Origin of the sequence: Mannheimia glucosida, from assembly GCF_046267875.1 — a bacterium.
Classification (GTDB): domain Bacteria; phylum Pseudomonadota; class Gammaproteobacteria; order Enterobacterales; family Pasteurellaceae; genus Mannheimia; species Mannheimia glucosida.
This window is the reverse complement of sequence record NZ_CP176502.1, coordinates 2,110,234-2,124,766: the sequence shown is the minus strand read 5'-3', so window position 1 is coordinate 2,124,766 and position 14,533 is coordinate 2,110,234. Positions and strand designations below refer to the sequence as shown.

13 protein-coding genes are annotated in these 14,533 nt (G+C 42.4%); 8 read left to right on the top strand and 5 right to left on the bottom strand.

What is annotated here, in order from left to right; genetic code table 11:
- Nucleotides 1-2: 2 nt before the first annotated feature.
- Nucleotides 3-374, bottom strand: a complete 372-nt coding sequence (locus ACJ7Z2_RS10250; protein WP_126301785.1) for a cytochrome b562 — start codon at nt 372-374, stop codon at nt 3-5.
- A gap of 129 nt (nt 375-503) precedes the next feature.
- Here ACJ7Z2_RS10250 and yegQ point away from each other — a divergent pair, with 129 nt between their 5' ends.
- The 6 genes from yegQ (at nt 504) to ACJ7Z2_RS10220 (ending at nt 6,234) form a co-directional block, all read left to right on the top strand.
- Nucleotides 504-1,883, top strand: a complete 1,380-nt coding sequence (yegQ, locus tag ACJ7Z2_RS10245) for a tRNA 5-hydroxyuridine modification protein YegQ (RefSeq protein WP_409500229.1) — start codon at nt 504-506, stop codon at nt 1,881-1,883.
- A 318-nt stretch (nt 1,884-2,201) separates the two neighbouring features.
- Nucleotides 2,202-3,482, top strand: coding sequence for a lipid IV(A) 3-deoxy-D-manno-octulosonic acid transferase (gene waaA, locus ACJ7Z2_RS10240; RefSeq protein WP_409500228.1), 1,281 nt, complete (start codon nt 2,202-2,204; stop codon nt 3,480-3,482).
- Between the two features lies 1 nt (nt 3,483).
- Entirely contained in the window at nt 3,484-3,963 is a 480-nt protein-coding gene (gene coaD / locus ACJ7Z2_RS10235; protein WP_126301788.1) for a pantetheine-phosphate adenylyltransferase, read from the top strand.
- A gap of 9 nt (nt 3,964-3,972) precedes the next feature.
- Complete coding sequence (orn, locus tag ACJ7Z2_RS10230; protein ID WP_006247846.1) at nt 3,973-4,527, top strand: oligoribonuclease; 555 nt, start codon at nt 3,973-3,975, stop codon at nt 4,525-4,527.
- Nucleotides 4,527-5,018 (top strand): tRNA (adenosine(37)-N6)-threonylcarbamoyltransferase complex ATPase subunit type 1 TsaE, encoded by a 492-nt coding sequence (gene tsaE, locus ACJ7Z2_RS10225; protein WP_409500227.1) that lies wholly within the window; start codon nt 4,527-4,529, stop codon nt 5,016-5,018. The genes orn and tsaE overlap by 1 nt, the downstream gene beginning before the upstream one ends.
- Before the next feature lie 19 nt (nt 5,019-5,037).
- Nucleotides 5,038-6,234 carry an N-acetylmuramoyl-L-alanine amidase gene (locus ACJ7Z2_RS10220; protein WP_409500226.1) on the top strand — a complete coding sequence of 399 codons (1,197 nt, stop codon included), beginning with the start codon at nt 5,038-5,040 and terminating at the stop codon, nt 6,232-6,234.
- A gap of 37 nt (nt 6,235-6,271) precedes the next feature.
- On the opposite strand, the gene ACJ7Z2_RS10215 is transcribed toward ACJ7Z2_RS10220, so the two are convergent.
- The 4 genes from ACJ7Z2_RS10215 to ACJ7Z2_RS10200 all read right to left on the bottom strand — a co-directional run bounded on the left by ACJ7Z2_RS10215 (nt 6,272) and on the right by ACJ7Z2_RS10200 (nt 10,623).
- A complete protein-coding gene (locus ACJ7Z2_RS10215) occupies nt 6,272-7,495 on the bottom strand; it encodes a DUF711 family protein (protein WP_409500225.1) in 1,224 nt (407 codons plus the stop codon).
- Nucleotides 7,496-7,594: 99 nt separating this feature from the next.
- Entirely contained in the window at nt 7,595-9,007 is a 1,413-nt protein-coding gene (locus ACJ7Z2_RS10210) for a basic amino acid/polyamine antiporter (RefSeq protein WP_409500224.1), read from the bottom strand.
- A 9-nt stretch (nt 9,008-9,016) separates the two neighbouring features.
- Nucleotides 9,017-9,913, bottom strand: a complete 897-nt coding sequence (locus ACJ7Z2_RS10205) for a homocysteine S-methyltransferase family protein (protein WP_409500223.1) — start codon at nt 9,911-9,913, stop codon at nt 9,017-9,019.
- A gap of 197 nt (nt 9,914-10,110) precedes the next feature.
- The gene (locus ACJ7Z2_RS10200; RefSeq protein WP_409500222.1) at nt 10,111-10,623 is read right to left on the bottom strand and encodes a TetR/AcrR family transcriptional regulator; all 513 of its coding nucleotides are present in this window, start codon (nt 10,621-10,623) and stop codon (nt 10,111-10,113) included.
- A gap of 108 nt (nt 10,624-10,731) precedes the next feature.
- Here ACJ7Z2_RS10200 and ACJ7Z2_RS10195 point away from each other — a divergent pair, with 108 nt between their 5' ends.
- Together ACJ7Z2_RS10195 and rbbA are read left to right on the top strand one after the other, a co-directional pair.
- Nucleotides 10,732-11,793, top strand: coding sequence for an HlyD family secretion protein (locus tag ACJ7Z2_RS10195; RefSeq protein ID WP_409500221.1), 1,062 nt, complete (start codon nt 10,732-10,734; stop codon nt 11,791-11,793).
- A 3-nt stretch (nt 11,794-11,796) separates the two neighbouring features.
- On the top strand, nt 11,797-14,532 hold the full coding sequence (gene rbbA, locus ACJ7Z2_RS10190) for a ribosome-associated ATPase/putative transporter RbbA (RefSeq protein WP_409500220.1): 2,736 nt from the start codon (nt 11,797-11,799) through the stop codon (nt 14,530-14,532).
- Nucleotide 14,533 lies beyond the last annotated feature (1 nt).

Below are 14,533 nucleotides of genomic sequence, written 5' to 3'. Positions count from 1 at the left end.
ACCTATTTATATTTTTTGTGATATTCACGCTTAATCATTTCAAGCTCGGAAATCAGCATTTTGGCTTCTTGTAATTCACCTGCTTGGGCTTTTTCATTGGCTTGATTAACCACATCAATCAATTTTTGCATACCGGCTTGGTAATCTTCCTGAGCGGCTTTATCGCCTTCTACGCTATTAGGAAAAATCCCTTTGGTTTTCTCGGTAATCGTAATGAAATCATTAGCGATTTGGCTAAACTCTTCAGCCGATTCGGCACGCATTAATTTATTCGCCTGCATATTCATTTGCATCATCTCCATTTTAATGCTTTGAGCAGTGGTAAATGCTGAAAATGCCAGTAATGTTGTTGCTAAAAGGTATTTAATTTTCATATTGTTCCCCACATAAAAATCGGATTGTAATGGATTAGCTTGCCATTACGCAATATTTCTTAGAAAATATACCGCTTACGCTTCCCACGCTGGGAAGTCCTGACTTGTTATCAGAATAGAGAATTACCTATGACTTTAAAATATGCCAAACCTGAACTACTTTCGCCCGCAGGTTCGTTAAAAAATATGCGTTACGCTTTTGCTTATGGTGCCGATGCAATTTATGCAGGACAGCCTCGCTACAGCTTGCGTGTGCGTAATAATGAATTTAACCACGCCAATTTAAAAATTGCGATTGATGAAGCCCACGCTTTAGGAAAAAAATTCTATGTGGTGGTGAATATTGCTCCACACAACTCAAAATTAAAAACCTTTATTAAAGATCTCAAAGTTGTGGTGGATATGAAGCCGGACGCTTTGATTATGTCTGATCCGGGCTTGATTATGTTGGTGCGTGAAAATTTCCCTGAAATGGATATTCACCTTTCGGTGCAAGCCAATGCGGTAAACTGGGCAACGGTGAAATTCTGGCGTCAAATGGGGCTAACCCGTGTGATTTTATCCCGTGAATTATCACTTGAAGAGATCGAAGAAATTCGTGAACAAGTGCCGGATATGGAGCTTGAGATCTTCGTTCACGGTGCTTTGTGTATGGCATATTCAGGTCGCTGTTTGCTTTCAGGCTATATCAATAAGCGTGACCCAAACCAAGGCACTTGTACTAATGCTTGCCGTTGGGAATATAAAATGGAAGAAGGTAAGATTGATGAGGTAGGGCAAATTGTACCGAAATATGAGCCGGAAATTGAAGTCAAAAATGTGGCTCCGACTCTAGGTAATGGCGAAGCAACAGATAAAGTGTTCCTTTATACCGAATCACAACGCCCGGACGAGCAAATGACTGCTTTTGAAGATGAGCACGGCACCTATTTTATGAACTCTAAAGATCTGCGTGCAGTACAACACGTTGAGCGTTTAACTCAAATGGGGGTGCATTCACTGAAAATTGAGGGGCGTACGAAATCGTTTTATTATTGTGCCAGAACGGCTCAGGTGTATCGTAAGGCAATTGATGATGCCGCAGCCGGTAAACCATTTGACGAGAGTTTGATGGATACCCTTGAAAGCCTTGCACATCGTGGTTACACAGAGGGTTTCTTACGTCGTCATACCCACGATGAATACCAAAACTATGAATATGGCTATTCGATTTCAGAACGCCAACAATTTGTGGGCGAATTTACCGGCAAACGCAATGCAGAAGGCTTGGCGGAAGTGGCGGTAAAAAACAAATTCTTAGTGGGTGATTCAGTGGAAATGATGACCCCTAAGGGCAACATTGTATTTAAAATCGATCGTATGCTTAACCGCAAAAATGAAAATGTGGAAGCCGCTCTCGGTGACGGGCATTTTGTCTTTTTAGATGTGCCGGCAGATATTGAGTTAGAATTTGCTCTCTTAATGCGTAACTTAGTGAATGCGAATACCCGCAATCCACATCAAGCGTAATGATGCGAGATAAACCACGGATTAAGGTTATTCCGTGGTTTTGTCTTTGAGGATATAGATTGCACAATTTTTGGTAAAAATAACCGCTTGTTCCCCCTTCTCGAACAAGAGAGGAACGATTTATTGGCGTATTTGTCTCTCTCCCCTTGTGGGAGAGAGACCGATAAAATTGCGTTCAGCAATTTTATCAGAGAGAGGGCAAGCGGTCGTTTTTTGTAACAGTTTGCAATATTCCCCCTCTCCCTGATTTTTCTTCTGAACGAAGAAAAATCTGTCCCTCTCTCTCAAGGGGCGAGGGTTATGGTATAAGGAAAATAAATGCTACGTTTACTCTATATTTGTTTAAGTTATCTATTACAGCCTGTGGTTCTGCTATTAATGTGGTACAAAGGGCGTAAACAACCAGCTTATCGGAAACGTTTATGGGAGCGTTATGGGATTTATGACGAATCGGAAAAACCGAAAGCAAAAGGGGTGGTAATCCATGCGGCATCGGTTGGTGAGGTGATTGCTGCAACGCCTTTGATTAAGGCAGTCAGCAAGCAATATCCTGAACTTCCGTTGATAGTCACAACGGTAACGCCAACAGGCTCTGAGCGTGTGCAAGCCGCTTTTGGTAATAGTGTTTCACATTTTTATTTGCCTTATGACTTACCTGATGCTATCGAGCGGTTTTTGAATTTTATCGATCCGAAATTGATAATTGTGATTGAAACCGAACTTTGGCCGAATTTAATTCGTAAGGTGAATTTTCGTAAAATTCCATTTGTGATTGCTAATGCTCGTTTGTCGCCACGTTCTGCGAAGCGTTATGGTTGGGTAAAAGGTAGCATTAAGGATATGCTCAACCAAATAAGCCTCATTATGGCTCAAGATGAGGTAAGCCGAGATCGCTATTTAGCACTCGGTTATGAGCTAGCAAAAATGGTTAATACCGGCAACCTGAAATTTGATTTAGAAATTACGCCACAGCTTCATCAATCGGTGATTAAAACTAAAGCTAGTCTGAATTTAACCGATAGACCGATTTGGATTGCCGGCAGTACTCACGAAGGGGAAGAGAAGCTGATTTTAGATGCTCATAAACTCTTATTAGAGCATTACCCGAATTTAGTGTTGATTTTAGTGCCTCGCCATCCGGAGCGTTTTGGTTTAGTTGAGCTACTGATTCAAAAATCAGATTTAAATTATGTAAAACGTACTGAGAATAAAATGTTAAGCCAAAATACTCAAGTAATGTTAGGTGATACAATGGGCGAGATGATGTTACTGTATGGGCTGTCTGACATTGCTTTTGTGGGAGGTAGTTTGGTCAAACATGGTGGGCATAATCCGCTTGAACCAATCGCTTTTAATATTCCGGTGGTTTCCGGGCTTTATACCTATAATTTCCCTGAAATCTTTGAGAAGTTGCGTGAGGTGAAAGGCGTGATTGAAATTGAAAGTTCAGTCGAGGCTTTGACCGAGAGCATTGAATTATTGCTTGAGCAGCCCCAAATCGGACAAGAAATTGCAAAATCCGGCTTAAGCGTGTTACAGGAAAATCAAGGGGCATTAAAACGCCATTTGGATTTATTAGCCCCCTATTTAGAGAAATAAAATGAGTTATAACGTAATTTATGCAGGCACCTTTGATCCTATTACCAACGGGCATTTAGACGTAATTCGCAAAGCCTCTCACTTATTTGGCAAAGTAATTGTGGCGGTGGCTCAAAACCCAAGTAAGCAGCCGCTTTTTAGCCTTGAAGAGCGGGTGGAATTAGTCAAACAAAGTTGTTCTGAATGGCAAAATATTGAGGTGATCGGCTTTAGCGGATTACTGGCAGACTTTGCCAAACAGCAGAATGCCAAAGCGTTAATCCGTGGTATTCGTGGGGCAGATGATATTGACTATGAAATCCAACTCGCTCAGTTAAATTACAAATTATCGGGCGATTTAGAAACTATTTTTTTCCCCCCTTCAATAGAATGGCGTTACCTTTCTTCAACGATGGTAAGGGAAATCTATCGCCACAATGGTGACATCAGCCAATTTGTGCCGCAAGCGGTCAAAAATGCCCTAAAAATTGCAAAAGTGTAAGGAAATAAAATGGCTCAAAACGAACAAAATTTAATTTGGATCGATCTTGAAATGACAGGGTTAGATCCGGAAAAAGAACGCATTATTGAAATCGCCACCATTGTGACCGATAAGGATTTAAATATTTTAGCGGAAGGACCGGTACTTGCGGTACACCAAACCGATGATTTATTAGAGAAAATGAGTGATTGGTGCGTCAAAACCCATACCGCTAACGGGCTGATTGAACGAGTGAAAGCGAGCAAATTGACGGAACGGGCAGCAGAGTTGCAAACTTTAGACTTCTTAAAACGCTGGGTGCCAAAAGGCGCTTCTCCGATTTGCGGCAACAGCATTGCTCAAGATAAACGTTTTTTGTATAAATATATGCCTGATTTAGCCGATTATTTCCATTATCGCCACTTAGATGTGAGTACTTTAAAAGAGCTGGCACGCCGTTGGAAACCGGAGATTTTAGATAAATTCAGTAAAGGCAATACGCATTTAGCGTTGGACGATATTCGTGAATCCATTAACGAATTGAAATTTTATCGGGAACATTTTATTCAGCTAGACCAAAAATAATGACAGATTTTCTCTCTTTTTACTGCGAAGATGAAACTAAATTGCTGGAATTTGGTCAATCATTCGCGTTAGAACTTAAGAAATATTTATTGCAAGACCAAGCTCATTCGCTGGTTGTTTACCTAAACGGCGAACTTGGGGCAGGTAAAACCACCTTAACCCGCTCGATCGTACGGGCTTTCGGGCATCAAGGCAATGTGAAAAGCCCGACTTATACGCTGGTGGAAGAATATCACCTTACGCCATTTAACCTGTATCATTTTGATTTGTATCGCTTAGCCGATCCTGAAGAACTGGAATTTATGGGGATTCGTGATTATTTCAAACCCCAAACACTTTGTTTGCTGGAATGGGCAGTTAAAGGTAAAGGAATGATTCCAGAGGCTGATTTTGTGATCCAAATTGATTATAAGAATGACGGACGGCAGATTAGCCTGTTGCCGCAAAATCAAACTGCAGTAGATATATTAGTAAATTTTCATCAAAAATAGACCGCTTGTAGGGAAGGTAATGAAGCAAGTTATCAGATTTATTGTTTTTAGCACATTGAGTTTATTCAGTTTTTCCACATTTGCCAAAACCATTGTGGCGATTGATGCCGGACACGGGGGAAAAGATCCGGGGGCTATTGGTAAAAATCTGGGGATTTTGGAAAAAAGCGTTACCCTCGCAATTTCTAAAGAGCTAAAAGCCTTGTTAGATGCCGATCCTAATTTTAAAGCAGTGATGACACGCTCGGGAGATTATTTTATCCAATTACCGCAACGTACCGAGATTGCCCGTAAGCATCGTGCCGATCTGCTGGTTTCTATTCACGCAGACTCTTCGCCTCGTGGCGATTCCTTGAAAGGGGCTTCGGTTTGGGTACTTTCTAATAGCCGTGCTAGCGATGAAATGGGTAAATGGTTGGAAGACCACGAGAAGCAGTCGGAATTACTTGGCGGGGCTGGTTCGGTGCTTTCAAGCAACAATGAACGTTATTTAAATCAAACAGTGCTTGATTTACAGTTCTCTCACTCTCAACGTGCCGGCTATGAATTAGGCAAGAGCATTTTAGCTAAAATGTCAAATGTGGCTGCATTAGCAAAATCGTCTCCTCAGCACGCAAGCTTAAGTGTTCTGCGTTCACCTGATATTCCATCTGTATTGGTGGAAACGGGATTTTTATCTAATTCAACCGAGGAAGCAAAGCTAGCCAGTGCAAATTATCGTAAACAAGTTGCTCGGGCCATTTATAATGGATTAGTCGCTTATCGGGCAAAAAATGCAGTTGCTGGCTCTTCAGTCAGTAAAAAATCGGACAAAGAAGATAAGCAAAATAAGAAAGAGGAAAAAACTGCTAAAGCTGATTTAACTAAAAAGCCTGCTTCTGAGAAACAAGAGAAGAATACGCAATCAGATAAGACAAAATTGAAAGAAAAGAGCAAAAAAGAGGATAAAAAAGAAGATTCGGCTAAAACCAATAAGAAAGAAGAGCAGCAACTAAAAGAAAAAACAGCTCTTGAGAAAGATCAAAAAAATCAGTCTAAAAAATCAGACTCTCAAAGAGAAATTAAGGTGTCTAACAGTGGCTACCATATTGTCCAACAAGATGAAACGGTTTACTCGATTGCTAGAGCTTACGGTACTACGCCGCAAAAAATCAGTGAGCTGAATAATTTGAAAAATTATCAGATTACGGTAGGTAAAAAATTGAAGGTGAAGTAAATTGAAAGGCTGATGGAAATATCCATCAGCCTTTATTTTAAGGTACAGTTAAAATTCGGCAGTTACATAAATCATCACTTTCAAATTCTGTCACTTCCCCAGCACTCTTATTCGGAATTGGAAATAAACGTACTGTAAGCGGTTTATTTAGTCTAAATGCCATTGTGCCGGTGTCTCGCATTAATGCGGCAATTTGTTCAACAGTAGCTTCATTGGAAATCGGTACGGTATCTAACCCAATGCCACAAACAGCACTATAAGTGAGTAAAGCACGAATGTCGAATTGGGCTTTGTGTGTGCCTGCAGCTAAGCCTAAATCTTCGGTTACTGCCAACATTAAACCTGAAAAACCGACAAGCGGTACATTTTTGATAGATTTAAAGACTTTTGTCAGAAGTGAAGAGGCTTCTACTGTTCCGGCGGCCCCAAAAAATGGTACGCCCATTAATTCATAAACTTCTGTCATTGAGGCACAGTTTTTTGACGGAGCAGCAGAACTATCAATGCCAGCAAAGGCAAATTGTAATTTGTGTTGTACCGATTTTACTGCTTCGAGAACTTCATCAACGTGATATTGCAAGGCTTGAGACATCGTTTCATAGCATTGGCGATAAAAGTCGTTATGTGGGCTGGCTTTCAGCTCTTTTAACACCGCTACTAATAGATCTGGTGTTTCTAGGCCTATCACAAAACTGTTAGGGATCTTGCTTGAATGGTAGCTTGCCGGAAAATAAGGAATAAAAGGTTTACAGTTAAAATTCACCGTAAAATTAAAATTTCCTTCACCTCTTGGGGTAATTTCAGCGATTTGTTTGATAATTTGAGCAGATTGTAAAATGGTTTCATTGTCTAAAATCCCAAATTCATCGGGTTCAATATTGACACAAGCGTTAGATAAATCACCATAATTTAAAATCAGCTCAGGCAGTAATGCTAATTCGCGGGGTGTTTTTGCCTCACCAATGGCAAAGCGAATGCGTAAACCGCTATCGTTAAGTTGGGTTAATAGCTGTTTAAGGTAGGCTAAATCTTGCTTAGCGGTTTGAATATCGGTTAAATCCAAATACTCTCCGAAACTGTTGGTTACAATACGAATAGATTGAATGGTATAACCTTGTTGTTGAATAGCAGGAACGAGTAAGTCAAATTCTGCTTTGGCTGAATTTAACGCTTGCTGCCATTGGGATTTATCTTTGGTTAAACTAAGGAATAATGTGATGGTGCGTACACGGCAAAGTGCTTTGTTTTGGTAGGTTTGCATATATTCTCCTTGTAATTGTTGTGAGAAATAGCAATTCTAACGAAGTTTTTGCAAAAAATCCTAAAAAAATGACCGCTTGTAAAAGCGGTCTTTTCACGTTTAGCTATTGGCTAATAGCATCGGCAATTCAATTACGGCATAGCCAAAAATCACCAGTAGTACCATTAAGATGATTTTTTCAGTCGTTGAAAGAGTTAATCTGCCGTTGAATTTATAGTTGGAGTAGAGGAAGAGTAAAATTCCGGGTACATAAAGCACCACCGAAAGCAGCAAGTATTCCAGCCCTGCGGCATAGACAATCCATAATCCGTAAAGGGCTGCCATAAAGCCGGTGAGTTTAATGTACCAAGTGGCGTTGGTTTGAATCGCTAATTTGAATAAATAAGCCCCGATTAAGAAATAGGGAATTAAAATCATCGAGGTGGAAATCAGCAATAAGGTGTTATAGCTTTGCTCAAAAACAAACACCAACACCAAGCAAAATTGCACGATAAAGCCGGTAAACCAGAGTGAGTTAATCGGCGTGCCGTTTTCATTCACTTTGTCTAAAATTTTCGGGAAAGCCCCGTTTTTTGAGCCACGATAAGGCACTTCTGCCGAATACATCGTCCAGCTAATGTAAGAGGCAAGTACTGATACAATTAGACAGGCAGTAATAATTACCTTACCGGTTGGTCCCATCATCGCATCAAGCAACGGCCCCATTGACGGATTTGCCATATTGGCAATAGTTTCCCGTGGCAGAATTCCGAGTGAAAGAATGGTAATTGCCACATAAAGAGCAAGTGCAATAATAATACCTAATACGGTTGCCAGCCCCACGTCGGAACGCTTTTTCGCGTGAGCCGACAGCACAGAAGCCCCTTCCACACCGGTAAATACCCATAAGGTGATTAACATTGTGCTTTTCACTTGGTCGCCTACGCTATTATTGAGGGCGGTGGCTTTAACGTCACTATTAAACAGCTCCACATCAAAATACCAAATGCCTAGCCCGATGAACAGAATGAGCGGGGCGACTTTCACAAAAGTGGCAATTAAGTTTACAAAGGCTGCTTCTTTGATACCGCCTGCGATGAGGGCGTGAACCAGCCACACAATAATCGAAGAACCAATAAAAGAGGCGAGGGTGTTACCTTGCCCGAAAATCACGGTGTTCGGGTTGTCGGTAAACACACCTAAACCTTCAAAAGCAACGGTGAGGTAGCCTACAATGCCAATGGTGGCACAGAGCCAATAGCCCCACGCCGACATAAAGCCCATCAGCTCGCCAAAACCTTCCCGTGCGTAGGTGTAAATGCCGCCGTCTAAATCCGGACGTAAGCGGGAAATAAAGAAAAACGATAGACCTAAGAAGATAATGCCGACACCGGTAATCAGCCAGCCTATCGTGATCGCTTCTGCTCCGGCAACGGCTGCCATATTTTGCGGTAAGCTAAAAATCCCCGAGCCAATCATTGAGCTTAGCACTAAGGCGGTGAGTGAAATTAATCCTATTTTTTTATTTGACATTCGATTTCCTTATTTTAAATGTTTTGCCAGCGTTTCAATATACTCAACCCCAATGCCGCAGCAGCCACCGATAATGGTTGCCCCTTGTTCCGTCCATTTTTTTGCCCAGCCTAAATAAGCCTCCGGGGTTAAATCTTGGCGAACTTCGTCCAAGCCGTCATTGGCGGTGGCATCTTTTGGTTGTGGAGCAAAGGCGTTGGCATAAGCTCCAGTGCGAATATGGGTAGCTTTTAATTCGGCTAAAGTTTTTTGAGTCACGCTTAACGCCTCGCCGATCACTTCAGGCTGACAGCAGTTAAATAAAATCGCTTGCACGCCTAACTTCACCATTTCTTCGACTGCTTGTTTAACGCTTTCGCCCGAGCGAAGCTGTGGCTCGGTGGTTGGTTCATCATCGGTGAGGGTAAAAGAGACCCAAAGCGGGCGGTTGTCTTTCGGCAATAATGCTTTAACGGAAATCGGCTCAATAATCGCACTTTGAGTTTCACAAAGCCAAATATCCACATAAGGCGAAAGCCCGTCAATTAAAGGCTTGGCAATTTCAGCAAAGCGTTCCATTTGAATTAAATCGGCACGGTAAGAGCCAAACATTGGTGGAAGTGAGCCTGCAATTTGAGTTGCGAAATTTTCCGAATTTTTGACCGCTTGTTTGGCAAGGCGACCGGCTAAATCGGCAAGCATTTTGCCGTCTGCCGCAAAGCGTTTTTCGCCAATATGGAAGGGCACAACCGCATAGCTGTCGGTAGTAATCACTTCTGCCCCGTGAGCGATAAAATCTTCGTGTACCGCTTGCACAAAATGTGGGCCTTCATACAAAGCGGCAGCAGACCATTCAGGCTGATGAAATGGAGCATTGCGACGCATTAATTCACGGCTAATTCCGCCGTCTAGTATTGTGATGGGCATACTTTTTCCTGTAAGGTAAGTGATGAAAAGATGGAGCGAGCAGTTTACCTGCTTTTTTCAGAATTATTTATAACTAAATGGTATAAATTAGATTTTTTGCAAAAAAATGCGAAAAAATGGCCGCTTGTTATTCCAACATAAAATAAGAAAGCACCTGTTGGAGATTAGTTTGGGTAGTTCTTGGGTCGAGTAGCGTATCAGACATAATAACGTGCTCCATCATAGTAAGCGAAAGGGTAGAGTTTACCTTGAAACTCGGTATCGGTCGTCTCATTTTGCGGACGGCTTGAAATTACCTCAATATATTTCTTTTTCACTTCCTCTTGAATTTGCCGTTTTAAGCTCACCCGATGGGTATCAATTTTCCACAGTGTTTGCAGGGTGGTTTTCAATGCATTGATAATTGGAGCGGCTTTGAGGGCAAATTCCAGTTTAGGGGTGTTAAAACGTTGCTCAAGAAGCGGTAAAAGCGATTCGGTTTTGAGCTTCTCGATAATCTCCGTTGCCAGATGATCTTTATTTAAGTAGTGCTTATAAAAGGTAGAGCGGTTAATGTTTGCCCGGTCTAAAATATCTTGAACCGTAATCTCGCTATAGTCACGGGTTTCAAGGATTTGCATAAAGGCAAGTTGGATAAGTTCTTTGGTGCGGGTGATTCTTGGGTCTTCTTTTTTCATTTTTGGCGTCATATAGCGATAAATAAGCAACATTTTATGCAGCTTTGTATGATTAGACAACATTTTATCGCTTTTTGATTGTTGCTCATCTCCTATTATTTTTTTACACTGCAATCACAACATTAGCACAGAGGGATACAAATGAAGAAATTATTACTTGCCACATTGTTGGTTATTGCTGCCGGCGGAGCTTATTTGTGGCATCAAATTAAAGGGGAACAGACAGAATTGTCCGGCATTGCTTCGGTGAACGGGCGGATTGAGTTAGAGCGTCTGGATATTGCCACTTTGTATGCCGGAAGAGTAGAGGAGATGTATGTCAAAGAGGGGCAAAATATTGAGAAAAATCAACCGCTTGCACGGCTTTCTTCTACTCAATCCCAAAACCAAGTGAATTCTGCCGAAGCTCAGATCTCTGCGGCTAAAGCTCAAGTTGAAAGTGCGAAGGCTCAAAAATTACGGGCATCGGAAGCGGTTGCTCGGGCAAATGCCGAAATGGCAGCTCAACAGCAGCAAGTCTCCGTAACTAAGTTAGAACTGGAGAATGCGAAAAAATTACGCCGTGAGAATTTGGTTTCAGCCAGTGAGCTAGAGCGTCGCCAAGCGAGTTATAAAGCGGCTTTAGCGGCGGTTGAAACGGCAAAAGCGGCGAAAGCAGAGGCTCAAGCGGCGGTAAATCAAGCTCAAGCAGGGGTTTCTCAAGCTCAAGCAGGGGTGAGTCAGGCAGAAGCAATGGCGAGCCAAGCCACTTCGCAAAATGATGATATGCTGATTAGATCACCGATTGCCGGCAGAGTGGAATATCGGATTGTAGATGTCGGTAATGTGGTGGGGATGGGGGCAAAAGTCGTGAGCTTATTGGATACTACCGATGTGTATTTGAATATCTTTTTGCCGGCGTATCAATCTAACAGTCTCAAAATAGGCGACGAAGCTCGGATTAAAATAGACGGCAGCGATTATGTGTTTCCGGCTCAAATCGGCTATGTTGCAAGCGATGCTCAATTTACGCCAAAGTCGGTTGAGACAATGGAAGAACGTACTAAATTAATGTTTAAAGTGAAATTACAAGTTTCGGCAGAAATAGCAAAACAGTATGCCGGTTTTTTCAAAGGCGGTATGACGGCAATGGGTTATGTAAAATATGACCATAGTATTGATTGGCCTGAATCCTTGGCTGTAAAACTGCCGGAGAAAGAGTAAAAAATGACTGAACTTGCGGTTAAAATTGGCGATCTTCGGCATACTTATGGCAATACGGTTGCGGTAGATAACGTTTCTCTTGAAATTCCCAAAGGCAGAACGGTTGGGCTTATCGGACCGGACGGTGTCGGAAAATCAACCCTGCTTTCCTTAATTGCAGGAGTAAAAATATTGCAACAGGGGCAGATTTCGGTGTTTGGCTTAGATGTGTCCAAAAAGCAAGATCGAGAGCAGCTTACCCATAAAGTTGCGTTTATGCCGCAAGGGTTAGGCAAAAACCTCTATCTCACGCTGTCGATTTATGAAAATATTGATTTTCACGCCCGAATGTTCGGTTTATCGGCAAGCCAACGAAAAGCCCGCATTCAGCGTTTACTTAAAGCCACAGGGCTGTTGCCTTTTGCCGATCGCCCTGCCGGTAAACTTTCAGGGGGAATGAAGCAAAAACTCAGCCTATGCTGTGCTTTAGTGCATAGTCCGGAATTACTGATTTTAGATGAACCTACCACCGGCGTTGATCCACTTTCCCGCCGCCAATTTTGGGCGTTGGTGGAAGCATTGCGGGCAGAAACGCCTGATATGACTGTGATTATCGCCACCGCCTATATTGATGAAGCGGAGGGGTTTGAGTATGTACTGGCGATGGAGGATGGCAAGCTGATTGTTGATAAGCCTACCCGAGAGGTGATTGTTCAAACCCATAGCCAAAATTTAGAGCAAGCCTACATCAAATTATTGCCGGAAGAAAAACGGGGAGCGGTAGATGGGCTGGTTATTCCGCCGTTTACGCCGCCGGAAAATGAAGAACCTGTGATTGTGGCAGAAGGCTTGACCAAGAAATTCGGTGATTTTGTCTCGGTTGATAACGTCAGTTTTGTGATCCCCAAAGGGGAAATTTTTGGTTTTTTAGGTTCAAACGGCTGCGGTAAATCCACCACGATGAAAATGCTGACCGGTTTACTTGAACCTACCGAAGGCACGGCATTGTTGCTTGGTCAGCCGATTGATGCCGGAAATATCGACACCCGCAAACGGGTGGGCTATATGTCGCAAGCCTTTTCCTTGTATGAGGAGCTGACGGTTCGAGAAAACCTTGAACTGCACGCCAAACTTTACCAAATTCCCCGCAGTGAGTGGTCTCTCTATGTGAGTGATGCGATGAACCAGTTTGATTTAACACATTTAGCCGACAGAAAACCGCTTGCGTTGCCACTCGGAATTCGTCAGCGGTTACAATTAGCGGCAGCCTGTTTACATCAGCCGGAAGTGTTGATTTTAGATGAGCCGACTTCAGGAGTTGACCCGGCGGCACGGGATATGTTTTGGGAATATTTAATTAAATTATCCCGAGAAGATCGCATCACGATTTTTGTAACGACTCACTTTATGAATGAAGCCGCCCGTTGCGACCGCATTTCTTTTATGCACCGAGGCAAAGTACTTGGCGTTGGTACGCCTGAAGAATTAAGACGGAGTAAAAATGCAAAAACGCTTGAACAAGCCTTTATTACCTATTTAGAAGAGCAAGCTGATGAGGTAACAGCTCCTTCGTCAGAAAATCAGGCTGAACAAGTTGAAAATCAACCGTTACAAGCGGTCAAAAATTCACAAAATTTTGCAAATGGCTTAAGTGTGATCTGGACATTTGCCGTGCGTGAGGGCAAAGAGCTGTTAAGGGATAATATTCGCTTATTATTTGCGTTGCTCGGCCCGTTAATTATGTTGCTGGCAATGGGGGCTAGTATTTCATTTGATATTAAACCGCTTAATTTTGCTGTACTTGACCACGACAACAGCTCGGAAAGCCGCAAACTGATTGAAGCATTTTCCGGTTCGCCTTATTTTATTCGTCAGGAAAATCTCTACTCGATTGATGAGATAAACCACCGCTTACAAACCGGTAAGGCGAAATTGATTTTAGAAATTCCGAACGATTTCGGGCGGGATTTATTGGCACAACGCACACCGGAAATCGGCATTTTTATTGATGGGGCTTTCCCGATTACAGCCGAAAATTTACAAGGCTCAGCGAAGGGAGCGATTGGGCAGTATATTCAAGAAATGCTAAGAGAAAACGGCATTAGTGCCAATATTCGCTCTGCCACCGAGCCAAGAATGATTTATAACCAAGATTTCAAAAGCGTATTTGCTATGACGCCCGGTATCATTATGTTGGCGATGATGTTAGTGCCACCTATGATGACCGCTCTCAGTGTAGTGAGAGAGAAAGAGATGGGAACGATAATGAATCTTTATGGCTCGCCGGCGTCTCAATTTCAGTTTTTGCTGGGAAAACAGTTACCTTATATCGCTCTTTCTTTTATCAGCTATTTAATTATGGTGCTGGCGGCAATTTTTATTTTCGGTGTGCCGATTAAAGGCTCGGTAGCGGCGATGTTTTTAGGCGTGTTGCTGGCAATTTGTGCTTCTACCGGTTTTGGCTTGCTGGTGTCGAGTTTTGTAAAATCGCAAGTGGCAGCCATATTTGCCGCGGCTATTATTTCAATGGTACCGACCATTAATTTTTCGGGAATGATGTATCCGGTATCACGGCTTGATCAAAATGTGCAGTTAGTGACTAAAATTTTCCCCGGCTCGTGGTTTCAACAAATCAGCTTAGGTGGCTTTACCAAAGGGCTTGGATTTGCCGATTTTATTCAGCCTTATGTTGCCTTAATCGCGATTTATGCGGTTTATCTAACCTTAGCGACCTTTGCGTTGAAAAAACAGGAGAAATAAT